A 23,241-nucleotide genomic window follows, 5' to 3' on the forward strand; every position below is an offset into this window, starting at 1 on the left:
ATTTTCACAGACTATTGACATAACCAGTTGCAGCACTCCGAAAAGATGCAGATTATTAGCGAGCTGGCTGCTTCCGTTGCACATGAGGTCCGCAATCCGCTGCAGGTGACAAGAGGGTTTTTGCAACTGCTGAATGTCAACACGACCGAGAAGACCAAGAAGTACCTGAGCCTGGCTTTGGATGAACTGGATCGCGCTTCAGATATCATTACCGATTTTTTGACCTTTGCCAAGCCGCAGCTGGATCATGTAGCCAAACTCCATCTAGCTACTGAGATGAAGCATATAGAGGGTGTCTTGTTGCCGCTCACCAATCTACAGGGTGGTGAAATTGTAAGCAATATTCCGAATGATCTCTATATCAAGGGGAACTCTGCTAAATTCAAGCAAGCATTGATAAATATTATAAAAAACAGCATTGAGTCGCTGAGGGGCAAGGGGCAAATACGGATATCTGCCTTAAAAGAGAGGAATGATGTCGTCATTGTGATCCGAGATAATGGTGAGGGCATGGACGAAGCGACAGTTGCGAAGCTAGGGCAGCCGTATTTTTCAACCAAGACGAAGGGGACCGGATTAGGGCTGATGGTTACATTTCGCATCATTGAAGTCATGAACGGATCCATTCATTTCTCCAGTGAGTTGGGCGTTGGTACGGAAGTAATAATCCGGATCCCATTCGTCCAAGACGAGAGGATAGATGTATAAAACCAGTTCAGATTACCATTCTGCTCTTACATTAGCATCGCTGGCATTTCTAATGGCCGTGGAGGGATTTGGGGGGATGACCAGGTAATAACGGCTATCTGTCTCCTCCAGTGTCTCCAGTTGAATATGAGGGGGCACGTCAATCTGAAAGGCCTCCTTAAGGGCCTTTCTGGGATCGCTCAGCAGAAGCTGCTTGAAGGCGGGATCTGCCCATGCTTTCTGAATGATTTGTTGGCGTAACTGTTCTCCTTTAGACATGAGTTATGCATCTCCTTGAAGATTCTAATTTCCTCATGAGTGTAGCATGTTTTCTCGACATAATCTATTAATAATTGCGATAATTCGACAACCAATGATAGAAGCCCCCCAAGGAAAGCAGCCGGACTTCCTCCGAGATAGTTGAAGAACTTGACGAGAAGCCCTCTAGGAGATATTGGTGAAAGGCGATTAGTTCGGGAGACTCAGGCTGAAGCATTTGCAACTGCTTTTCCTGCTCATTGGTTTTGTCAGCGAACTCCTCATAAAGCTTTAAATCGTAAAGGGCGGCGCGGCACGTAGACTCGCTGAGCACCTCTTCTGGAGGCCATCCGAGTCTGTGCCGAACAAGAGACAATAATCCATTATAGCTGCCCGTTGCCAGATCCTCCTGCCAATCTAACCAATCATCGGACATCTGAAGTGTAACTAAGACTAGGTCTATGGCTTGTTCCGCACAAGCCAACTGTTCTTCCCGTTGGCCCAAGAGGAATGCCCCTGCTGCAGCCAGCTTGACAGGCGCAGCTTTCCAAGCGGTCTTCAATGGAGCGCTGACGAAGAAATCGGCATCGTCTTCCTGTGCTACTGCCTCAGCCCAGTTGGCTACATATTCCTCCATTTTTGACCAGAATGTTGATTCGGAATGAAAAAGCTGTCTGTACTCCTGCATGTAGGCCAACGCGAAAAGGTTGGCCAACGCAAGTCTTGCTTTCTTGTCCGCCGGGTTTTCGTCCATGTTATCGTCCAGTAGAAAAAAATGCAGCATGACCCACACATCGGCGAGCGCCAGCCTGCGGCATTCTGAAGTCGAGATTCCGCTCCAGGATTGAAGCCAAAACGGCAGCAGATAGCAAATATAATTTTTTTTACTATTTGGCACCAGGGGGTGAAACTGCTTAGCATATTGCCAGCCTATCTCATTCAACGGGGAAGGGAATTCGGCTATTGCTTTTTCAAGTGCAGTGAATATTCCTGCTAGCTCTTCCATATAGGGGTCCAGCCAAATCTGATGTTGTTGCATGTTTGTACCCGCCTCGCCAAGTGGAGTTAATTCGAATAATACTAGTGTAACGTGGCGACTATCATCAGACAACCTGTTCCAGCTTTCCGCAGTGGATTTCAAGCATATCTTCCCCTTCTTCCTCGTATTCTGGGATAGGGATAGGAGGGGACGCAATGAAGTGGGCGGGGAAAGTGAAAGCAACAGTGACGGAAGCGGGGAACAAAGCCAAGGCAGTGGCGGAAGCCAACCGGCTGCGGGCGGAAACGGAAGCGATGCGGGAGGAGATGGACCGTCACTTCCGCCAGATGGGCAAGCTCATGTTCGATGCCCGCACCGGAAGGATGCGGGAGCTGCCGGAAATCCATATTCGTCTGTGTGTGGATAGGATATTGCGGCTGGAACGCGATATCGAAGCGGCGCAAAATCATATGGCCAGCATTCGCAAATGGAGCAATCCCTAGTGGGCAGCTTCCGAATGATTGGCGAACGCATGCCGCCGGATTGACAAGATGGGCTTGATCGGATTGAATGAAAGGCAAGAAACGCAGAAGGAGGAAGCCTATGAGATCGCTGCCCATCCATACCGTATTGCCCGAGTTGAAGGCGTGCCTGGCACAGCGGAACAGCGCTGTGCTGGTGGCGGCGCCAGGGGCGGGCAAGACGACGCAAGTGCCGCTCTCTCTGCTTGACGAACCTTGGTTGAACGGGCGGAAAATCTTGATGCTGGAGCCGCGGCGCATAGCGGCCCGCTCCGCTGCGGCATATATGGCCCGCCTGTTGGGCGAGCGCGTTGGAGGCACGGTCGGCTACCGGATGAAGCATGAAAGCCGCATAAGTGCAAATACGCGGATTGAGGTCATTACGGAGGGCATTCTGGCGCGGATGCTGCAGCAGGATCCGGCGCTGGAGCAGACGGGCGCCGTACTGTTCGACGAGTTCCACGAACGCAGCCTGCAGGCCGATCTCGGGCTTGCCTTATGTTTGGAAGCGCAATCTGCTTTGCGGGAAGACCTGCGCATCCTTGTCATGTCCGCTACACTGGAGGCTGAGCCGGTCGCCCAGCTGCTTGGACAAGCTCTCGTCATCCGCAGCGAGGGCAGCATGTATCCGGTTGCAACGCGCTACGCAGAGAAGCCGCTGCAGGGAAGGCTTGAGGAGCATGTAGTCCGGTGGGTGAGCATAGCGCTTGCGCAGGAGCAGGGGGACATGCTTGTTTTTCTGCCTGGGGCGCGAGAAATTCGGCGAACGGCCCGTCTGCTGGCTGAGCGGCTGCCGCCCGACCAGGTGCCTGTGCCGCTGTATGGCGGGTTGTCTCTGGAGGAACAGCAGCGCGCCCTGGAGCCGTCGCCGCATGGACGAAGGAAGATCGTACTGGCGACATCGATCGCGGAAACGAGCCTGACGGTGGAAGGCATTCGCATCGTTGTGGATGCGGGATGGATGCGGGTGCCGCGCTTTTCCCCAAGAACGGGGATGACGCATTTGGATACCGTTAGGGTATCCCGCGCCTCTGCCGATCAGCGCCGCGGCCGTGCCGGCCGCTTGGCGCCGGGGATTTGCTATCGGCTGTGGACAGAAGCCGAGGACCGCGCCTTGGCTGAACGCGGCGAACCGGAAATCCGCACCTCCGACCTGGCTTCCCTGGCGCTGGAATTAAGCGCATGGGGAGTGGCGGAGCCGGAGCAGCTGGCTTGGCTGGACCCTCCCCCGAAGGCCGCCTATGCCCAAGCCTGCGAGCTGCTCGAGCAGCTGGGGGCGCTGCGTCCGGATCGCTCCATCACGGCGCATGGACGCGATATGGCAGCGCTGGGCGTTCATCCCCGGCTTGCGCACATGATGCTTCGGGCCGAGCCGCTTGGCCTGGCTGCCGAAGCCTGTCAGGTTGCCGCATTGCTGGGGGAACGCGACATCGCATCAAGCCGGAACGGCGTGGATTTGCGGCGTCGCCTCGAAGAGCTTAACGGACAGGCGACTGCCTCGCACGCGGATGAGAGTGCGCTGCAGCGCATACGCAAGGAGGCGGGTCGTTTGCTTGCCGGGCTTAATCGGATGGGGAGCGCCGAAGCGGAGGCGGACAAGCCAGTCTCGCGAGACGCAGCCCAGCCCTTGAGAGCGCGAATCGAACCAGAGCGCTGCGGCGAGCTGCTTGCCCTGGCGTTCCCCGAGCGGGTGGCCCAGCGCCGGGCGGACGGGCGCTACGTGATGGCTAATGGCAGGGGAGCGGCATTGCCGGATGGCGACTCACTCGGAGCAGAGCCGTATCTGGCTGTCGCCGAACTGGACGACGCCGGGACAGAAGGCCGCATCATGCTGGCCGCACCGCTTTCGCTTAAGGCGCTCGAAACGTTATTTGCCGACCAGATCACGGAAGGGGAAGAAGTATACTGGCATATGGACACGCAAGCGGTGCGTGCCAGACGCCTGCAGAAGCTCGGTGCGATGGTGCTGCGCGAACAGCCGATTCAGGCTTCAGACCCGGAACAGGTGGCCGCAGCCCTGCTGGCTGGCATTCAGGCCGGGGGGTTGGACATGCTGCCTTGGACCAGAAGCGCGCGCCGGCTGCAGCAGCGGATCGTCTTCCTGAGAAGGTTCGAGCCGGATTTGCCGGATGTATCCGGCGAGGCGCTGCTGGACGACGCGCAGCATTGGCTGCTGCCGCATCTCTATGGCCGCAAGAGCCGCGGCGATCTCCATCATCTGTCGATGGATCAGGCGCTGGAAGCGATGCTGAGCTGGCCGCAGCGTGCTGCTTTAGAGGAGCAGGCTCCAACACATCTGACTGTGCCGAGCGGCTCCCGCATTCCCATCGATTACAGCAATCCGGATCAGCCTGTACTAGCCGTACGCTTGCAGGAGATGTTCGGCCTTGCGCAGACGCCGCGCATTGCGAATGGCCGACAGCCGCTGCTGCTTCACCTGCTGTCTCCCGCTCAGCGGCCGGTTCAGGTAACGACGGACCTGGCCAGCTTCTGGCGGGAAGCTTACTTTGAAGTCAGGAAGGATCTGAAGGGCCGGTATCCGAAGCATTATTGGCCGGATGATCCGCTGGAGGCGGTGCCGACAAGGCGGGCAAAGCCATCGTCCTCCAGACCTTGACTGGTCTTGAAGGACGGAGGCGGCTTTATGGGCACGGTCGTTCGGTTGCCTTCGGTGATGCCCGCCAGTCCGCAGGCGATGGAGCTCTTGACCGGATGCCTGCCAAACGGCTCAGGGCCGTTCGTTGTCCTTCACCAGCTCTAACGCCTCGCCGAGCTTCTCGATCCAAGTCGGCACATAGCGATCGACCGCCCATTGCGCCATAATTATCGCTTCGCCCTCCCGGATCGGGACAGCCAGCAAAGGCGCGGCGTCCAGTTCCCCTTCTTGGATGGCATACAAATACAGGCTGGAATCGGTCAGGATCGCGGCGAGCTCGCCCGTAGGGGATTCCAGCGCATCGCGTGCGTCAGGCTGCCTGGATTGGATTTGCTCCCGGGATACGGACAGGCTGTCATGGGTAACCACTTCCTGCGGCAGCTCCCAGGTGGATGCCGCGCTCGCATTGGACGTATTTTCGTCTCCGATCACAACGGCTCCCCAGCGCCCGTCGGTCCTCTGAATGTACCACGGACTGTCCTGCAGGGAGGGATCAAGATCCAGAAGCTCAGGCAACGACACTGCGGAGACGGGCGCGCCCTCTTCTGCCAGCACCAAATCGGCATAATGATAAACACGGTATGACGACAGTTCGCCTGGAGTATTGCCGGCGGTGCCGGTTAGCTCCATCGAGACATAGCGGTTGCCCGCATAGAGGATGCGCAAGTTCTCCAGCAGCTGAGATTCCCTACCTTCGTCCTCCGCATGCATATCCGCAACCGGGCGCAGGACGAGCGGAACTTTGACCGGTCCTCTCTCTATCTCGGGCGGGGTAAAGGTCCAGAAGCTTTGCCCGTAAGGCACAACGAGGGTATCCCCTTCTGCCGCGACGGACAAGCGTTCTTGGTCCGGAGCAATCAGTAAAGTTCGGTAATGGCTTGGCGCCATAGCGCTGGGTTGGCTCCCCTCTGTCTGCTTAGGATTATCCTGACGAAAGGCGATTAACAGGGCGGAACGCAGCGGTACAGACGACGCGGCGAGCTCTTCCTCCATATCAAAAAGCGAAGAGTCGGCGCTGCCTGCTGTCTGGACCGCATCCTTGGGGGAGAGGTCAGGAAAAGGCGGATTGACCAGCCAGATCATCAATACAGCGGCGCACAGGCCGATGGCGAACGGGAGCCATCTTCTGGAGCCCCGCTCCTGTTGTTCCTCATCGAGCCGTTCCTCGATTCGGCGGCGCAGCTTTTCGTTAAATCCATGGCGCTTGAACGGCTTGGACTCCAGTTCCTTGTGGATGTCAAATTCGCTTTTGTTCATTTTCATCACGTTCCTTTATCTGCAGAACTTTTAAGCGGGCCTGATGCAGGCGTGATTTCACGGTGCCCTCCCTAGTTCCTAGAAGCCGGGCAATTTCCTTCATGGATAATTGATAATGCGCAAATAAGATCAGTACTTCCTTATATTTCACCGGAAGCTGCAAAACCTGCCGCCATATATCGCTGACAGCCATTTGTTCGAAGGACTCGTCTTCAGCGGAGGGGTGCGTCTCGCGATTTTGCACCCAGTCGACCAATGTGACTCTTCGCATGAAGGCGGACTTCATATGATCCCTGACCGTGTTGCGGGCAATCGTCAATAGCCATGTCTTGGGCGAGGCTTCCCTGCGAAAGCGGTCCATATGGCGATACGCCTTCAAAAATACCTCCTGCGTTATATCATCAGCAAGTTCCCATTTACGGGTCATGCAATACGCGAAATTCCAAACATCTTGACCGTATTCCGTCATCCACTCCTGCAGTGTATCTTTCGAAGAGGAGGCTTGCTCTGCGTAAACGGCTGATGGTTTATTGAGTTCTGTCTCCACGAAAACTGTCACCTCTATTGGATTAGACGACACTAGCGCCTAATTCGTTCATAGTCTCTTTAATATACCATATGATGGAACGGATTTGGGATATTTTTATCACTTTTACAGTCATTAGAGCGGATAAGAGGTGGAATAACGAGGTGAGTTGTTTTCCAAAAAATACATGCGATTTTCCTCTTTACTTCTGCTTTCAGCCGTTATATAATAACTCTCGTGCCCTTGAGAAACGGACACGAAATACAATTGCAAATATGCGGTCGTGGCGGAACTGGCAGACGCGCTGTCTTCAGGCGGCAGTGGGATTTTCCCGTGGAGGTTCGAGTCCTCTCGACCGCATCCTATCAGAGAAGAAGCTGTCTCAGAAGTCATCTAGATGACTTGGAGACGGCTTTTTTGTTTTTTCAGCAAATGGTGTACGGGCGCTCGGTAGGGGAGGGCAGGGTTCGCCGGTCATTTCGGTCATCGGACGCCTGGCAAAGCAGGGCATATCCAGCTGATGGGAATTCAGCCGGCGCGACCGGCTCATGGATATTTCAGGGCTTGCCGTTGATGCGGCGTAAATCGCTGCCGCTAGGCGCATGACCTGTAGTATAATGACAGAAAAAGCGGGTCATTTTAACGGGAGAGGAAGTGGCTGCGGAGCATGAATGCGCATGAAATCGAATACGAGATTTACGGCTCGGAAATGCAGTATGTAGAAATTGCGCTCGATCCGGGCGAAAGCGTGATTGCAGAAGCTGGCAGCATGATGATGATGGAATCCGATATTCGCATGGAAACGATATTTGGCGACGGCTCCGGAAGCGAACATGGATTGATGGGCAAGCTGATGGGGGCCGGCAAGCGGTTGCTCACCGGTGAGAGCTTGTTCATGACAGTATTTACGAATGAGGGCCGGCATAAGGAAAAGGTTGCCTTCGCCTCCCCGTATCCGGGCAGGATCATTCCGGTGGATCTGACTACCTTGAGTGGCCGTATAATTTGCCAGAAGGATGCGTTCTTGTGTGCCGCCAAAGGGGTTTCGCTCGGCATTGCCTTCCAAAAGCGGATTGGCGTCGGTTTTTTTGGCGGAGAAGGGTTCATCATGCAGAAGGTCGAGGGCGATGGTTTGGCCTTTCTGCATACCGGCGGCACAGTCACAGAGCGTGTGCTGGGACCGGGAGAGATGATTCGCGTAGATACGGGCTGTCTGGTTGCATTGACGCATGGCGTAGACTATGACATCGAGTTTGTGAAAGGGATCAAGACCGCCTTGTTCGGAGGCGAGGGCTTGTTCTTTGCGACGCTGCGCGGTCCGGGTCGGGTGTGGCTGCAGTCGCTGCCGTTCAGCAGGATGGCCGACCGTATTATCGCCGCATCGCGTCCGGGCGGAAGGAAGAATGAGGGCAGCCTGCTTGGCGGCTTCTTCGACGGAAACAATCGTTAACGGAACCGCTATAAGCACAGCATCCGCAAGAAAAACAATAGGAGCTGTCTCCAATCGTCGTCGGCGACTTGGAGGCAGCTCCTGCTTATTTGTTCAGCAATTGCCGATACGGCTGGTAATCGATTCCTTTCTTCTCGAGGAAGGTAATCAGGCTTTTGTAATCCCGCTTCGGCGTGGCCAGGATGTAGCCCTCCAGACAAAGCTCCCGGGTAATTTGAGGAACCTTGCGCTCCAGGGCGAGCTGACCGATGCGCGCGGCGATCGAATGCTTGGCAATATCGCGGAACGCCTTCGGAACCGGTTCGCAAAGCTCGTCCAGAAATTGCTTGGACTCTTCGTTCCACAAATGCCGGCTCGCTTCTACATAGTGGTTCTGCCAGTCAAGCTTGGACTTGCCGTCCGCCATGGGCAGCACCTTCAGAAATTTGCGGAACATGAAGTATCCGCCAATGGCCATAAATCCGGCGAGGATAAATACCCAGAACACGATAAACCATGAAAACCAGGTTGGCATGATTGTAATCACTCCAGCATCTCTAAAAAATCGAATCTGCTCCTTATTATACCGAACATTGCCCGTTTCGGACAATCTTAGTACAATAGGAGGATAGGTTGGATTCTAAAGGCAAGGAGCAGAAGGCTAATGATTAAAATCGGATCGCACGTTTCCTTCTCAGATAAAGGTCTGTTGAACGCCGTGAACGAAGCGGTGAGCTACGGGTCGAGCACATTCATGATCTACACGGGGGCACCGCAAAATACACGCCGCAAGCCCATCGAGGACCAATATATTGAAGAGGGCAAGGCGATAATGGCCGAGCATGGCATGGATGAGATTGTGGTGCATGCCCCGTATATTATTAATTTGGGCTCTTATAAATCGAATACATTTCAGCTGGCTGTGGATTTCCTCCAGGAGGAAATTCGCAGAACCGACTATATCGGCGTCAAGAACATCGTGCTGCATCCCGGGGCTTACACTGACAAGGATGCAGAGTACGGCATTGCGCGCATTGCGGAAGGGCTGAATGAAGTGTTGGCGGGAACGGATCAGGCAGGCGTGAATATCGCATTAGAGACGATGGCGGGCAAAGGCACGGAAATCGGCCGTTCCTTCGAGGAGATTGCCGCCATTATGGACAAGGTGGAGGACAACAGCCGCTTGACGGTCTGCTTCGACACTTGCCACGTTCACGATGCGGGGTATGACATTGTCCAGGATTTCGACGGCGTGATCGAAGAGTTTGACCGCATTATCGGCTTGGACAGGCTGGCCGTCCTTCACCTGAATGACAGCAAAAACCCGCGCGGCGCAGGCAAGGACCGTCACGCGCCTGTCGGCTCCGGCTGGATCGGATTCGATGCCATGCGGCACATTGTTCATCATGATGCCGTCAAGCATGTGCCGATGATCCTGGAGACGCCCTGGATCGGCAAGGACTCCAAGAGTCAGCGCCCAATGTATGCAGCGGAAATTGCGCTCTTGCTCGGGGAAGAGGAGCAGCGCCTCGGGCCGGAGTTTCTGGAGCACCTGGAGCGGCTGGAGCACTTCTTCCGCAAGCAGGAAATTGACCGTCGGGCGTACGTGCTGGAGACATGGGATGTGCTGAAGTCGGATGCCAAGGCGCGCAAGGCGGACCCTCGCGAGCCGATGGAGCGCTTGTATGATTTGGCTGTTGAGCACCGCGTGCTTCCCGACTTGAGCGAAGAAGAACTGAACCAGCGGCTGACGGCGTGGTTTGCCCGCAGCTTGCAATAGGAGGATTTGGAAGTCATGAAACCGATCGCATCGAATCGCAGCAAGAAGGATCAGCTCGTCAACCGGGCTCGCATGCTGATCTCGTGTCCGGATCGGCCGGGCATTGTTGCGGCTGTATCCCAGTTTTTATCCGAGCACGGAGCGAATATTGTTCAGTCGGATCAGTACACCATGGATCCGGAAGGCGGCATGTTCTTCATCCGCATTGAATTTGATCTGGATCAGTTAACGGCCCGGCTGCCGCAGCTGGAGAATGATTTCGCTCCGGTGGCGGAGCGCTTCTCGATGAACTGGAGCATCTCGCCGGCGAGCAAGAAGAAGCGCCTGGCCATTCTCGTATCCAAGGAAGATCACTGCTTGCTGGAGCTGCTTTGGCAGTGGCAGGCAGGCGACTTGTACGCAGACATTGCTCTTGTGATCAGCAACCACCCGGATATGCGCGAGCTGGTGGAATCCTTCGGCATTCCTTACTACCACATACCGGTGACGCCGGAGACGAAGGCCGAGGCCGAAGCCAAGCAGATCGAGCTGATCCGCGGCCAGGCGGATGTCATTATACTAGCCCGCTACATGCAGATCATTTCGCCCGAGTTTCTGAAGCACTACCCGAACCAGCTGATCAACATCCACCATTCCTTCCTCCCGGCATTTGTCGGCGGAAAGCCGTACGCTCAAGCATACGACCGCGGCGTCAAGCTGATCGGAGCGACCGCGCATTATGTAACCGAGGAGCTGGATGGCGGGCCGATTATCGAGCAGGATGTGCAGCGCGTCAGCCATCGCGACAATGTCGACGATTTGAAGCGCATTGGCCGCCATATTGAGCGGATCGTCCTCGCAAGAGCGGTATCCTGGCATGTGGAGGACCGCATACTGGTTTACCAGAATCGGACGGTTGTCTTTGTATAAAGGCAAGAACCTTGAAGAACGGGGAGGCTTCCGTGTCGAAGCCCGCCCCGTTTTTTACTGTATGGGCGAATGGCGCAGCAGGCTTGCTAGAGGAATGAGGCTTCTTTTCGTTAGAGTTGTTTATTTTGTGCGTGGAAACCTTTAGTTCATAATGGTACAATAGGAAAAGTATTTTGAAAGGAATAAGGGAGGACTATCTAATGAGCAGCGCTGTTAAAACCATTGACCAATTGGCGGTCAATACGATTCGGACTCTTTCGATCGATGCGGTCGAAAAGGCAAACTCCGGCCATCCCGGCATGCCGATGGGGGCAGCTCCGATGGCATACGAGCTTTGGAGCAAGCTGATGAAGTTCAACCCGGATCAGCCGGACTGGATCGATCGTGACCGCTTCGTGCTTTCGGCTGGGCATGGCTCCATGCTGTTGTACAGCCTGCTGCATCTGTGCGGATTCGACCTGTCCATGGATGACATCAAGAATTTCCGCCAGTGGGGCAGCAAGACACCGGGACATCCGGAATATGGACATACCGCAGGGGTAGACGCAACGACGGGCCCACTCGGACAAGGGGTGGCGATGGCGGTTGGCATGGCGATGGCGGAAGCCCATTTGGCAGCCGTGTACAATAAAGACGGCCATGAAATCATCAATCACTATACGTATGCGATCTGCGGCGACGGCGACTTGATGGAAGGCATCTCCAGCGAGGCGGCTTCGATGGCCGGTCACATGAAGCTGGGCAAGCTGATCGTGCTATATGATTCCAATGACATTTCGCTCGACGGCGAATTGAACCTTTCCTACTCGGAAAGCGTGCAGAAGCGCTTCGAAGGACACGGCTGGCAAGTACTGCGCGTAGAGGACGGCAATGATCTGGCAGCGATTCATGCGGCTATCACGGAAGGACAGAAGGATACCAGCCGTCCGACACTGATTGAAGTGAAGACGGTTATCGGCTATGGCAGCCCGAACAAGGGCGGCAAAGGAGGCCATGCAGGTCCGCACGGTTCCCCGCTCGGCAAGGAAGAAGTGGCGTTGACCAAGGAGTATTATGGATGGCCGGCTGAGCCCGATTTCTATGTGCCGGACGAGGTGCGTGCGCATTTCGCTGAGGTGAAGCAGCGCGGCATCCAAGCCCATGCCGATTGGCAGAGCCGCTTCGAGGCTTATCGTCAGGCGTATCCGGAGCTTGCCGCCCAGTTTGAGCAAGCGCTCCGTATGGAGCTGCCGGACGGTTGGGACAGCGAGCTGCCGGTGTACAAGCCTGAGGACAAGGCACTGGCTACCCGTGCGGCGTCCGGTGCGGCGTTGAACGCCATTGCTGCGAAGGTGCCGACGATTATCGGGGGCTCGGCGGATTTGGAATCTTCGACGAATACGCATTTGAAGGGCATCCCGGTATTCCATCCGGAAAATTATGCGGGTCGCAATGTATACTTCGGGGTGCGTGAATTTGCAATGGGCGCAGCCATTAATGGCATGATGCTGCATGGAGGCGTTCGTCCTTATGCGGGAACATTCTTCGTGTTCTCCGACTATCTTCGCCCGGCGATTCGTCTGGCTGCCCTGATGAAGCTGCCAGTGACGTATGTGTTCACGCATGACAGCATCGGCGTAGGGGAAGACGGACCGACTCATGAGCCGATTGAACAGCTGCCGGCGCTGCGGATTATTCCGGATCTCACGGTCATTCGCCCTGCCGATGCGAACGAAACGTCCCAAGCATGGCGTTATGCGGTAGCCAATACTTCAGGTCCGGTTGCGCTGGTGTTGACACGCCAAGGCCTGCCGAATTTGGAAGGCACAGCAGAGCTGGCGAAGGAAGGCATGGAGCGCGGCGCTTATGTGCTGAGCGATGCCAAGAACGGCAAGCCGCAGGTACAGCTGCTCGCTACCGGTTCAGAGGTTCAGCTTGCGGTGGAAGCGCAGAAGGCGCTGGAAGCCCAAGGCATCGGCACTCGCGTCATCAGCCTGCCAAGCTGGGAAAACTTCGAGAAGCAGCCGCAAAGCTACAAGGATTCGGTCATCCTGCCTGATGTGAAGGCGCGTCTGGCTATCGAAATGGCGTATCCGCTTGGCTGGGAACGCTACGTGGGCGACGGCGGCGCGGTACTAGGCATCGATCGCTTCGGCGCATCGGCTCCAGGGGGCATCGTCATCAAGGAATACGGCTTCCATGTTGACAATGTTGTCGCCAAGGTCAAGGAGCTGCTGTAAGTCTCGACAAAGTATAAATCATTAAGCGATCCATAGCGTAATCTTGGATAAGCAGAGGAACGGTGAACATGGACAAATTTGAGCAGGTGACCGTGCTGAAGGCCGCCAACATTTATTATGACGGCAAGGTGAGCAGCCGGGTCGTTCAATTTCAGGACGGAAGCCGCAAGACCCTGGGCATTATGCTGCCCGGACAATATGAATTTTCGACGGATACGCAAGAAGTGATGGAGATCGTATCCGGCCAGCTCCGGGTGCTGCTGCCGGATGCGACCGAGTGGCTGGAGATTGATGGCGCAGGCGAATTCACGGTTCCGGCAGGGACAACCTTCAAGCTGGACATTCGTACCGTGACCGACTATTGCTGTTCCTATGCTTGAACCATATGCTAACGAAAACCGCAAGGCCATCGGGGGACCGATTCGGCCTTGCGGTTTTTTTTTTGGCGGTCTTGGCCTTGGCATTTTTTCGTGTGCACAGGGCCTTTTTGGCTCAGACCGTTCGATCTGATCATTCCGGACATGAAAGGCTCTTTAATGAAACAGAGCGGTCTGATCCCCTAAACTTGGACAATACCACGTTCATTCTTATTCCATCGCATCATAGCGCGTGGTATCATTCCCTCATTGGCCTTGGCAAGATAGTCAGTTATATCTGGCATTCCCATTCAGTCGCACGCAATAACGGGAAAAACTGGGTTTATATCTGGCATTCGCCCATTCAGTCGCGATATAGCGGGAAATATGGGTCTTATGGCAATGCTGAAGCGGCTGAATCGGTGGAAATCTTGCGAGTAGGACCAATTTTTCCCGCAATTGCTGCGTTGCTATAACGATACTTCAGCTTAGCGGGAAGGATGTCCGTTATTGCATATGCTTTCAGCATTGTCGGCGGCTTGACAATTGGTGGACGTATCCCGGCATGACTAACTAGCGCTCGGAAAACGAAGTGTACAGCCGCAACAGGAAGATGAACAGTGCCATCGGCATGCAAGCCGGATATCATGAGCCGGCAGATTCGCTCAGCTTTTTCTCTATGTAGAATTCAAGACGACGCTTGATCACTGGCGGCAAGCCGGACAGCATGCACCCGTAATGATAGACGTCACCGTGTGCCTCTACCCGGATGATTCGGGCCGTCATCGGCGGCAGCTCGGCCTCCTGGCGGAAGTGGATCACGACGAACATATCGCGCGAAAGCGGATGAGCCGTGGCAACCTGCAGCCCATTTTCGGACAAGTCCGTCAATTTCCCCTCCACCGTTTGCCCGGAGAAGGCGCCTTCCTGCTCCCATTGGTACACAGACAGCTTCAGATCGATATTCATCGGCACGCGTGCGCTTCTGCGGCGTTCTTGTCTGGCTGTGCTCATTGCGGAATTCGTAGGCTGCGCACTATGTTCTGCTGGAGAAGTCGCGCCGTCAAGGGCTGCGCCGGGCTGTTCGGCAGGCGGCGTGACTGTCTGTTCGATCCACTCCTCGTACAGCTTCACGACTGCAGACAGGTCCTGCTGCCCCCAGCCATGGTTGTTGGCCATCTGCATGATGTTCTTGGCCGCGTTCAGCATCGGGGCAGGCACTTGGAGGTTGCTGGCATGCCGGGAGGCCAGCTTCAGATCCTTGAGCATGAGCGCCAACGCAAATTGCTGGCTGAAATCCCGCTTCAGGATGCGCTCTCCCTTCATCTCTGCAGTGCGGCTGGCAGCACCGCCGCTGGCAATCGCCTCCAGGAACGCTCCGGGAGCTATGCCTGATTTCACAGCGGTCGCTAAACCTTCCGCCAATCCGGTCATTTGGATGCCGAGCACCATATTGACCGCCAGCTTGGCTTTGGAGCCGGACCCGGCAGGTCCCATATGGATAGCCTGACGACCCATGGCGAGCAGCAAGTCGCGATGACTGTCCAGAACTTCTGCCTTGCCGCCGACAAGAAAGGTCAGCTGTGCGCTTTCAGCGGCGGGGCGGCTGCCGGTTACAGGCGCATCCAAAAAATCGACCAGGTGCAGGGCGCATTCGCGAAAGATCCGTTCAGACAAAGAAGGAGAAACCGTACTGGCGTCAACAAGTGCAATGCCTGGCCGCAGGGCATGCATGATGCCGTTCGGTCCGAAATACACCTCTTCCACGGCTTGGTCATCCGTCAGCATGGTGAAGACCGCCTCCGAATCCCGTACGGTGTCGGCTGGACTGGAGGCGGCTTCCGCACCGAGCTCCACAAGCTCGCGGACCTTGTTCCTGCTGCGGCTATAGACGGTCAGAGATACGCCATTCCTAAGCAGGTTGGCTGCCATGGGCATGCCCATCGTGCCTAATCCTATAAATCCAACGGTTTTCATGCGAATCAACTCCTTTTGATCATATCTTAGCACGTGTTCGGCAGGGGATGAAAGCAGACGAAGGCTGCCGAACGGGGAATTATGGAAGAATGGTTGCTTTAGCGACTAGGTTCCAGTATGCTATAATGTAGAAAAATTCGGTAGGAAAATGGAGGAGTCAACCATGTCCAAGCTGCAATTTGATTTCACTTCGGCACTGGATTTTGCAGGCAAGCATGAGGTGGAATATCTCGCTGAGCCGATCAGGCTCGCGCATGAACAACTGCACCAGAAGACGGGAGCAGGCAATGATTATTTGGGATGGATCGATCTGCCCACAGCATACGACAAAGAGGAGTTTGCCAGAATCCAGCAAGCTGCCAAGACGATTCAATCCAACTCGGATGTATTGATTGTCATCGGGATTGGCGGATCTTATTTGGGCGCTCGCGCAGCGCTGGAGATGCTGACCAACTCCTTCTATAATCTGCAATCCAAGGAAGAGCGCAAGGCGCCGCAAATTTTGTTCGCCGGCCATCAGATCAGCTCGACCTATACGAAGCAGCTGCTCGATTATGTAGCGGACAAGGATGTTTCGGTCAATGTCATTTCGAAATCAGGCACGACAACTGAGCCGGCTATTGCCTTCCGCCTGTTCCGAGATTTCCTGGAAAGCAAGTACGGCAAGGAAGAAGCGCGGAAGCGCATCTATGCGACGACCGACCGCGAGAAAGGCGCGCTCAAGAAGCTGGCGGATGCCGAAGGATATGAGACGTTCGTCATTCCGGACGATGTGGGCGGCCGCTACTCCGTATTGACCGCAGTGGGACTGCTGCCGATTGCAGCGGCCGGCATCGATATCGAAGCGATGATGAAAGGCGCTGCGGACGCATCGGCGGAGTACGCGAATCCGAATGTGGCGGAGAATGCCAGCTACCAGTATGCGGCGATTCGCAACGCGTTGTACCGCAAGGGCAAGACCACTGAGATTTTGGTCAATTACGAGCCTTCCCTGCACTATTTCTCGGAATGGTGGAAGCAGCTGTTCGGCGAGAGCGAAGGCAAGGACAATAAGGGAATCTACCCGGCATCCGTTGATTTCTCGACCGATCTGCATTCGATGGGACAATTCATTCAGGAAGGGACCCGCAACATTTTTGAAACAGTCATTCAGGTGGGAACGCCTCGGGAAGAGCTCATCATCCAGGAGGAAGCGGAAAATCTCGACGGCTTGAACTTCCTGGCCGGCCAGACGATGGATTTCGTCAACAAAAAGGCCTTCCAGGGAACGCTGCTCGCACACGTGGACGGCGGCGTGCCAAACCTGGTAGTGACTGTGCCGGAGCTGACTCCTTATTGGTTCGGCTACCTGGTTTATTTCTTCGAGAAGGCCTGCGGCATCAGCGGCTACCTGCTTGGCGTCAATCCATTTGACCAGCCGGGCGTCGAGGCCTACAAGAAAAACATGTTTGCCCTTCTGGGCAAGCCGGGCTTCGAGAAGGAAAAAGCCGTATTGGAAGCGCGCTTGCACAACACCGAAGCGTAAACGAGTCAACGACAATACTTGCAAGACAACCAGCCGTCCGCCGCCAGCGGGCGGTTTCCTTATCTGGCGAGCCGGCACCTGCGCCTTCTTTTCAATTTTGAACAAGCACACTCGCTCCTGCACACCTACGCATACTGAAACGGGGGATAGATCATGCTGCACGCATACCGAACTTTCAGCCAAACTGGGGAAAAAGAAATCGTCATCAAGCGATCCCGATTTATAGGACATGGCGCTCCTGTAGAAACGGAGGAGGAGGCGCTCGCCTTCATCGCCGCTATACGCAAAACCCATGCAGCGGCCACGCACAACTGCTTCGCCTACATGATCGGGGAGCGCGATCAGATTCAGAAGTTTTCCGATGACGGCGAACCGAGCGGAACGGCGGGCAAGCCGATTCTAGAAGTATTGAAGAACCAGAAACTGAAAAATGTCGCGGTAGTGGTGACCCGCTATTTCGGCGGCATTATGCTTGGTGCTGGCGGGCTGGTTCGCGCCTACACAGACGGTGCAGTAGCGGCCTCGGAAGCTTCAGTGCCTGTTGAACAGGTCCTGCACAGGCTGGTTCGCATCCGCGTTGATTACACGTGGCTGGGCAAGCTGGAGAACGAGCTGCGGCTGCGGGAGACGCTCCTCGAGGAAACGCTCTACACTGATCTGGTGACGCTGCAATGCTTGCCTCGGGAAGAGGAGCATGAGGCATTCGTTGCGTGGATGACGGACTTGACGCAAGGGCGGGGAGAAATAGAACTGGGCGATCCGCGGTATGTGCCCCATCCTATTTCCGACTAATCCGATCTGGATGAATAGATTCGTGCTAGTCTGCAAGGAAGAGTGATGATATAGTTATAAAAAGTGCTTAATTGCCAAGAGAGGAAGTGAAGGCATTATGGCGAGAAAAGCAGTCGAACAGGAGCTGAATCGGGACATTATCCTCAATGTGGCCAGGGAACAGTTCGCCAGCAAAGGCTACGCCGCCGTTTCCATGCGAAGCATTGCCAACGCGATGGGATACAGCCACGGATCGCTGTATTACCATTTCAAGGAGAAGGCGGAGCTGTTCTACGCCCTGGTCAAGCAAGACTTCAAGGTATTGCTAGGCCGGCAAAAGGAGATTATCGCGCAGCATGCGGGCGACGGACAGACGCTGCTGCGGGTGATGATGTCTGAATTTTTGAAATTCGGGTTGCAAAACCGCAATCAGTACGAAATCATGTTTTTGCTCAAGGATGCAGATTTGCAGCGCTATTCGCGAACTGAGCAAGCCCAAGTATTCGAATTGTTCTCGGCAGCTGTAGCGGAGCTGCTGCGGGAGAGGGGAGAGGAGGACATTCAGCGCAAGCTGTACACGCTTCCCTGGAGTCTGTTCATGTCGCTGCACGGCTTCATTACGTACTGCATCCGGTTTAATCAATGCTATGAGGAAGTGGAAAAACTGGCTCGGGAGCATGTGGATTTTTTGTGCCGTTCCATCTGACGCATCCATCCCGAGCAGCTTGTCCCCATACTCGGGATCAGGTTTCCCCTAAGCTTCCTCTCCCTTGATAAATTGTACCCATACCTTTCTGGCACGGGGGCCATCAAATTCACAGAAGTAAATCCCTTGCCACGTCCCTAATTGCAATCGTCCGTTCTGCACCAGCACATGCTGGGAAGTGCCGGTAGTGATCGCCTTCAAGTGCGCTGCGGTATTGCCTTCGGCGTGCAGATCCTTGGCATGGTTCCAGGGATACACCTCGTCAAGCCGGCGCAGCACATCCCGAACCACATCGGGGTCGGCATTCTCATTAATGGCAATCCCCGCTGTCGTATGCGGGCAGTAGACGAGCACGGCTCCATTCTGCCAATTATTTTGTCGAACCAATTCCTGGACGCGGGCAGTGATATCCACGAACTGGTCATGGAATTCGGTTTGCAGAGAGATGATTTGCATCGTCGGCGCCTCCTTGTATGTTTCCGGAAATGAGCATTCGCCTCTATTGTAGCATAAGAAAGCCAAGACCGTGCTGCGCCCCTGGAGCGATGCACGGTCTTGGCGTTGAACTGCCGATCCCGGCGCTTAGCAACCGGGCATTCCAGCGAAGCGTTCCCTTCTGCGGGCCGCTAAGGATTAGGCGCGTCCGCGAATTTCCTGACGCATAAACATCACATACGATGCCGCGAAGCAAAGCAGTGTGGCGGCGGCCAGTCCTGTCAAGTGCGGCCATACGAGCAGCAAGCTTTGTCCCAATGGCAGCGGGCTGGCGATCGCGCCGTAAGCCTGCTCCATGGTGATCGGCCCCAGTGTGCGGACGGACGGCATCAGCAGGGTTGTCGTCGCCTCGTTGAACAGGGTATAAGGGGAGAAGCGGCTAAGCCAGAGCATGCTCTCCTGATAGCTGAGCACCTGGTCGGTTGTAGCGGCGGCGTCCGGAGCCAGGCTTCGGCCGATCAGGCTCAACAGCATATCGTAGAAAAAGCTGAAGAACAGCCATACCGCGATGCAGGACAGCGCGGAAGTGGCAGGCTGTCTGAACCGCACAGAGCAGACGATAGACAGATTGAGCCAGAAGCCTACATAGAACACCGTGACTCCGAGGAAGCAGAGCACCCGTAAAAACTCCTCCAAGGTCGGAGGGATGCCGATCATCAAGATTCCCATCCCCATGACCAGGAAGCCGAGCGACAGGAACATCAGCCCGATCACCGTCAGGGAAGCGACAAATTTGGCGTTCAGCAGATCGTCCCGGTGAACGGGCTGCGCCATGATCCGGCTTAAGGTTCCTTTATTGCGCTCGCTGTTGATCGCATCGAAGCCGAGTCCGATGCCGAGCAAGGGACCAAGAAACCCGACAAAGCCGATGAAGGATGGAAGCGTACCGTCTGAAACGGTGAACAGCTTAAGGAAGATGAAGCCGTTCTCCGATTGATCCGCGCGAATCGCTTCCTGGATGCTGTTCAAGGCTGTGTAGAGCGAGGCCAGACACGTAAGCATGATAATCCCGAGCAGCACCATAAACCGCCAGCTGCGCACGTGATCGGCAATTTCTTTGCGAATGAGCACAACGAAGGCGGAGGGAATGCTGTTCTGCACACCGTCGCCGGCACGGAATAACGCCCGGATGCGCGCGGCAGCTGCCCGCCCGTTATCCCGTATGCTCTGCATGGCGGAGTTGGCCATGGTCCTCACCTCCTGCGAAATAGCGTTGATAGATTTCGTCCAGGCCGTACTGTTTTCTCTCCAGTCTGTATAATTGCGCCCCCGCCTGCACGACGGTACGGGCAATCTCGGCGCTTCTGTCCTCCGTGCAGGCGGCCTGAAGCGTCACGCCCTGACCGTTATCCGCATCGGTGATGCCGGCTTGAGCGACTCCTTCTATGGAGCGAATGCGCTCCAGCAGCTCCGGACTGCAAGCATCGAGCTCGGCCGAAACCGGAATGAGATCGTCCGCAAACAGCTTGCGGGACAAAGTAGGCACATCCCCTTCGGCCAGCAATCTGCCGCTTACGAACAGCCCGACCCGGTCGCAGATTTGCTGCACCTGGTGAAGATGATGCGAGGAAAGCAGCACGGTTAACCCTTGCTCCCGGCTAAGGCGCTGGATCAGTTCCAGCAGCTCGCTCATCCCTTTGGGGTCAATGCCGAGCGTCGGCTCGTCAAGGATGATGATTTCCGGCCCTTTGATAAGCACGTCCGCCAAGCCAAGCCGCTGGCGCATGCCGCGCGAATATGCGCCGGCCTTCTTATGGGCTGCGTCCAGCAGGCCGACCTCCCGCAGCAGCCGCTCGGCTCTTTCCGCAGCTTCCTTATCAGGAACGCGGTTCAGCCTGGCAGTCAGCATCAAGTTCTCCCAACCGGTTCGGTCCTCATAGAAGCCGACATCGTCCGGCAAGTAGCCGACGCGCCGCTTGACCTGGATCGGCTGGCGCGTGGAATCGATGCCCAGCACCTTGACCGAGCCGGAATCCGGCTCGCTCAGCCCCAGCAGCATCAATATGGTGGTAGACTTGCCCGCTCCGTTCGGACCAAGCAGCCCGAAGATCTCCCCGCGGTGAATCGTCAGGCTCAGGCGGTCGACGGCTCGGCTCTCCCCGTAGGTTTTTGTCAAGTCCTGTATGTCGATCACCGGTTCTTTCACGGCTTATCTCCTCCCGTATTTGCGGATCATGGCGTAGATGCCGACAAGCACAGCCGCTATAATCAGAACGCCGATCCACCCCCAGAGCATGGAGCCTTTGACGGCGATTCGGAAATCGGCGGACGATGAAGCTTCCGGCGAAGTAGCCGTCATGCTGGTGACGTAGTCGCCGGCGATCGCCTTCTTGCTCGCCCTTACTACAGCTTCCACCGTAGTGGATTGACCGGCAGCGAGCTGCTCGATATTTTTCGGATTGAAGGAAACCTCCCAATCGACAGGCGCGTTATAGGTCAAATTAATGTCGCGCAAATCCGCTGTTCCCGTGTTGGTCACTTGCAGCTCAATCGAGCGCTCTCCGCCTGCCGTTACTTCGGAGCTCAAGCGTCCTGTCGGCGTAGACAGGCTGAGCCCGTAACTGCCTGTGATGACAGCCTCAAGCTCCAGCTCCGCTCTCGTGGATTGGTTGGAAGCTGTGATCGGTATTTTGTAAGTGCCTTCCTTCACTTGCGCTGGCGGCTGAACCTGGACTGAAATGGTTTCGGTTGCGCCGGCGCTCGCCTCGACGGATGTGACCCGATTGCCGCCCGCCATGAAGGAGACGCTCCAGCCTGGATCGGCTTGCGCCTGGAGTGCGTAGTTTTGCGCCTCTGCGGTACGGTTATCCAGCTTCAGCGAATAGCTGAACGAGGAGTCCGCATGGCCTTCGAGATTCGCCTGATCCGTTGTCAGCGCTGTTTGGAATGTGCCTTTTTCCGTAACCTCAATCGTCAGCGGCAGACGGGCAAGCGTGCCGGCTGCCAGACTGAACTCATACGTGCCCCGTTCTACCTGAAGCGGAACCGTCACATCCAAAAAGACTGATTCGCTCTCCCCGGGCATAACGGAAATCTCGCGCAGCTGATGTCCGCCGCCCCGCAAGTCGTATTCCCAGCCTTCCGGCATGCCGACAACCGTGAGCGGAACAGTTGCGACTCCCGTACCGTTATTCACTATATCGACGGAATAATTGATGGAATCTCCCGGTGCAAGCGACACGTTTGTATATCTGGTGAATAGCGTCACTCCCTCCGCAGCCTGTACAGGAACGGCTCCAAGCACGCTGGCCGCCATGGCGAGCAGGAGCAACAGGCTGATCCTTTTTTTCAAAGCATGATGGTAAGACATGTTGAAAACCCCTTTCGTGTTATTGGATATAGCCCCGCACAAATAACTGCCGCGGGAGATGGTTTCATTACAAAGTACGCAAGCAACTGAGGCCCTGGATTTAGGGAAAGCTTAAAACAACCTAAAAAGTTGCTGAAAACTAGTTAAAAAAGCGCAGCAGTCCGTTTGAAAGCGAAGGAAACTCTGATAAATAATAAGTAGCTATCATTCTATAAGGGAGGGCAAAGCGATGGGTGGGCAATCAGACACGAATTTGCTGGAAGGGATTGCGAAAGGGTCGGGGGCTGCGTTCAGCCGGTTGTACGAACGGTACAACGGCATGGTCATGCGGATCGCTTGGCAGGTGACCAAGGATTGGTCGGAAGCCGAGGATGTGTGCCATGATGTATTTATAGAGGTGCTGCGCAAGGCTGGGCAGTATGATCCTTCACGGGGCAGTATTGAGGCTTGGCTCAAGGTGCTTGCCCGCTGCCGGGCGAAGGATCGGCTGCGCAAGCGCAACCGCTTCGTGCCTCTTGCGGATTGGGAGGACAGCTCGGTACCCGTCTGGTTCAGCGTGCCGGAAAGCGTGGAACTGCGTGTGCTGCAGCGTTTGGAAGCGGAGAGGGTGAAGCGGGAGCTGGACCAAATCCCGGATTTGCAGCGGGCTGCGGTATACGGCAAGTATGTCGCTACGCTGTCGCACAAAGAGCTCGCGGCATCCTTGAAGCGTCCGGTAGGGACGGTGAAGTCGCTCATTCGCTACGGTGTGCGCAATGTGCGCAAGCGGCTCGAGCTGACCGGTTCGCTGGCCATGCGGAAGTCCGTGTAGCCGCTCCTGTTCAAACCTTGGCGCAAGTCTTTTATGCCGAGTCAAGCTGCTTGATTGTACATCCCCGGC

At 55.7% G+C, this 23,241-nt stretch carries 21 protein-coding genes, 1 tRNA gene and 1 pseudogene; 13 read left to right on the top strand and 10 right to left on the bottom strand.

Going from position 1 to position 23,241, the window contains the following annotated elements:
• Positions 1 to 18: 18 nt before the first annotated feature.
• Positions 19 to 708 (top strand): annotated as a pseudogene (locus tag XYCOK13_RS15025) (ATP-binding protein); the annotation flags it as partial.
• A gap of 12 nt (positions 709 to 720) precedes the next feature.
• Here XYCOK13_RS15025 and XYCOK13_RS15030 read toward each other — a convergent pair.
• Both XYCOK13_RS15030 and XYCOK13_RS15035 read right to left on the bottom strand, forming a co-directional pair.
• Positions 721 to 966, bottom strand: coding sequence for an NHLP leader peptide family RiPP precursor (locus XYCOK13_RS15030; protein WP_213412988.1), 246 nt, complete (start codon positions 964 to 966; stop codon positions 721 to 723).
• Positions 967 to 1,033: 67 nt separating this feature from the next.
• Complete coding sequence (locus XYCOK13_RS15035) at positions 1,034 to 1,984, bottom strand: hypothetical protein (protein ID WP_213412989.1); 951 nt, start codon at positions 1,982 to 1,984, stop codon at positions 1,034 to 1,036.
• A 155-nt stretch (positions 1,985 to 2,139) separates the two neighbouring features.
• Here XYCOK13_RS15035 and XYCOK13_RS15040 point away from each other — a divergent pair, with 155 nt between their 5' ends.
• Together XYCOK13_RS15040 and hrpB are read left to right on the top strand one after the other, a co-directional pair.
• Positions 2,140 to 2,427 carry a hypothetical protein gene (locus tag XYCOK13_RS15040; protein ID WP_213412990.1) on the top strand — a complete coding sequence of 96 codons (288 nt, stop codon included), beginning with the start codon at positions 2,140 to 2,142 and terminating at the stop codon, positions 2,425 to 2,427.
• Positions 2,428 to 2,527: 100 nt separating this feature from the next.
• Positions 2,528 to 5,062: an ATP-dependent helicase HrpB gene (gene hrpB / locus XYCOK13_RS15045; RefSeq protein WP_213412991.1), complete on the top strand. Its 2,535-nt coding sequence runs from the start codon at positions 2,528 to 2,530 to the stop codon at positions 5,060 to 5,062.
• Positions 5,063 to 5,173: 111 nt separating this feature from the next.
• Here hrpB and XYCOK13_RS15050 read toward each other — a convergent pair whose 3' ends face one another.
• A complete protein-coding gene (locus XYCOK13_RS15050; RefSeq protein WP_213412992.1) occupies positions 5,174 to 6,358 on the bottom strand; it encodes a hypothetical protein in 1,185 nt (394 codons plus the stop codon).
• Positions 6,339 to 6,905, bottom strand: a complete 567-nt coding sequence (locus XYCOK13_RS15055) for an RNA polymerase sigma factor (protein ID WP_244865189.1) — start codon at positions 6,903 to 6,905, stop codon at positions 6,339 to 6,341. The genes XYCOK13_RS15050 and XYCOK13_RS15055 overlap by 20 nt, the downstream gene beginning before the upstream one ends.
• Positions 6,906 to 7,161: 256 nt before the next feature.
• Between XYCOK13_RS15055 and XYCOK13_RS15060 the strand changes: the two genes are divergently transcribed.
• Positions 7,162 to 7,244, top strand: a tRNA-Leu gene (locus XYCOK13_RS15060).
• 307 nt (positions 7,245 to 7,551) lie between these two features.
• The gene (locus XYCOK13_RS15065) at positions 7,552 to 8,334 is read left to right on the top strand and encodes a TIGR00266 family protein (RefSeq protein WP_213412993.1); all 783 of its coding nucleotides are present in this window, start codon (positions 7,552 to 7,554) and stop codon (positions 8,332 to 8,334) included.
• Between the two features lie 85 nt (positions 8,335 to 8,419).
• On the opposite strand, the gene XYCOK13_RS15070 is transcribed toward XYCOK13_RS15065, so the two are convergent.
• Positions 8,420 to 8,848 (bottom strand): DUF2621 domain-containing protein, encoded by a 429-nt coding sequence (locus tag XYCOK13_RS15070; RefSeq protein WP_280520906.1) that lies wholly within the window; start codon positions 8,846 to 8,848, stop codon positions 8,420 to 8,422.
• Positions 8,849 to 8,977: 129 nt separating this feature from the next.
• On the opposite strand from XYCOK13_RS15070, the gene XYCOK13_RS15075 reads away from it, so the two are divergent.
• The 4 genes from XYCOK13_RS15075 (at position 8,978) to ppnP (ending at position 13,601) form a co-directional block, all read left to right on the top strand.
• Positions 8,978 to 10,093: a deoxyribonuclease IV gene (locus XYCOK13_RS15075; RefSeq protein WP_213412994.1), complete on the top strand. Its 1,116-nt coding sequence runs from the start codon at positions 8,978 to 8,980 to the stop codon at positions 10,091 to 10,093.
• A 15-nt stretch (positions 10,094 to 10,108) separates the two neighbouring features.
• The gene (gene purU, locus XYCOK13_RS15080) at positions 10,109 to 11,002 is read left to right on the top strand and encodes a formyltetrahydrofolate deformylase (protein WP_213412995.1); all 894 of its coding nucleotides are present in this window, start codon (positions 10,109 to 10,111) and stop codon (positions 11,000 to 11,002) included.
• Between the two features lie 200 nt (positions 11,003 to 11,202).
• Entirely contained in the window at positions 11,203 to 13,221 is a 2,019-nt protein-coding gene (gene tkt / locus XYCOK13_RS15085) for a transketolase (protein ID WP_213412996.1), read from the top strand.
• Between the two features lie 68 nt (positions 13,222 to 13,289).
• Positions 13,290 to 13,601, top strand: coding sequence for a pyrimidine/purine nucleoside phosphorylase (gene ppnP / locus XYCOK13_RS15090; RefSeq protein ID WP_213412997.1), 312 nt, complete (start codon positions 13,290 to 13,292; stop codon positions 13,599 to 13,601).
• A gap of 621 nt (positions 13,602 to 14,222) precedes the next feature.
• On the opposite strand, the gene XYCOK13_RS15095 is transcribed toward ppnP, so the two are convergent.
• Positions 14,223 to 15,554: an NAD(P)-binding domain-containing protein gene (locus tag XYCOK13_RS15095; RefSeq protein WP_213412998.1), complete on the bottom strand. Its 1,332-nt coding sequence runs from the start codon at positions 15,552 to 15,554 to the stop codon at positions 14,223 to 14,225.
• A 163-nt stretch (positions 15,555 to 15,717) separates the two neighbouring features.
• Between XYCOK13_RS15095 and XYCOK13_RS15100 the strand changes: the two genes are divergently transcribed.
• The 3 genes from XYCOK13_RS15100 (at position 15,718) to XYCOK13_RS15110 (ending at position 18,556) form a co-directional block, all read left to right on the top strand.
• Positions 15,718 to 17,079, top strand: a complete 1,362-nt coding sequence (locus XYCOK13_RS15100) for a glucose-6-phosphate isomerase (protein WP_213412999.1) — start codon at positions 15,718 to 15,720, stop codon at positions 17,077 to 17,079.
• A gap of 153 nt (positions 17,080 to 17,232) precedes the next feature.
• Positions 17,233 to 17,871, top strand: a complete 639-nt coding sequence (locus XYCOK13_RS15105) for a YigZ family protein (RefSeq protein WP_213413000.1) — start codon at positions 17,233 to 17,235, stop codon at positions 17,869 to 17,871.
• A gap of 97 nt (positions 17,872 to 17,968) precedes the next feature.
• Positions 17,969 to 18,556, top strand: a complete 588-nt coding sequence (locus tag XYCOK13_RS15110; RefSeq protein ID WP_213413001.1) for a TetR/AcrR family transcriptional regulator — start codon at positions 17,969 to 17,971, stop codon at positions 18,554 to 18,556.
• Between the two features lie 48 nt (positions 18,557 to 18,604).
• Here XYCOK13_RS15110 and XYCOK13_RS15115 read toward each other — a convergent pair whose 3' ends face one another.
• The 4 genes from XYCOK13_RS15115 to XYCOK13_RS15130 form a co-directional block, all read right to left on the bottom strand.
• The gene (locus XYCOK13_RS15115; protein WP_213413002.1) at positions 18,605 to 19,012 is read right to left on the bottom strand and encodes a secondary thiamine-phosphate synthase enzyme YjbQ; all 408 of its coding nucleotides are present in this window, start codon (positions 19,010 to 19,012) and stop codon (positions 18,605 to 18,607) included.
• A gap of 177 nt (positions 19,013 to 19,189) precedes the next feature.
• On the bottom strand, positions 19,190 to 20,239 hold the full coding sequence (locus XYCOK13_RS15120) for an ABC transporter permease (protein WP_213413003.1): 1,050 nt from the start codon (positions 20,237 to 20,239) through the stop codon (positions 19,190 to 19,192).
• Positions 20,205 to 21,197 (bottom strand): ABC transporter ATP-binding protein, encoded by a 993-nt coding sequence (locus XYCOK13_RS15125; protein WP_213413004.1) that lies wholly within the window; start codon positions 21,195 to 21,197, stop codon positions 20,205 to 20,207. Before XYCOK13_RS15125 ends, XYCOK13_RS15120 begins: the two co-directional genes overlap by 35 nt.
• Positions 21,198 to 21,200: 3 nt before the next feature.
• On the bottom strand, positions 21,201 to 22,361 hold the full coding sequence (locus XYCOK13_RS15130) for a COG1470 family protein (protein ID WP_213413005.1): 1,161 nt from the start codon (positions 22,359 to 22,361) through the stop codon (positions 21,201 to 21,203).
• A gap of 229 nt (positions 22,362 to 22,590) precedes the next feature.
• Here XYCOK13_RS15130 and XYCOK13_RS15135 point away from each other — a divergent pair, with 229 nt between their 5' ends.
• Complete coding sequence (locus XYCOK13_RS15135; RefSeq protein ID WP_213413006.1) at positions 22,591 to 23,172, top strand: RNA polymerase sigma factor; 582 nt, start codon at positions 22,591 to 22,593, stop codon at positions 23,170 to 23,172.
• Positions 23,173 to 23,241: the final 69 nt, after the last annotated feature.

The sequence above is a fragment of the Xylanibacillus composti genome, from assembly GCF_018403685.1.
In the GTDB taxonomy this organism is placed as follows: domain Bacteria; phylum Bacillota; class Bacilli; order Paenibacillales; family K13; genus Xylanibacillus; species Xylanibacillus composti.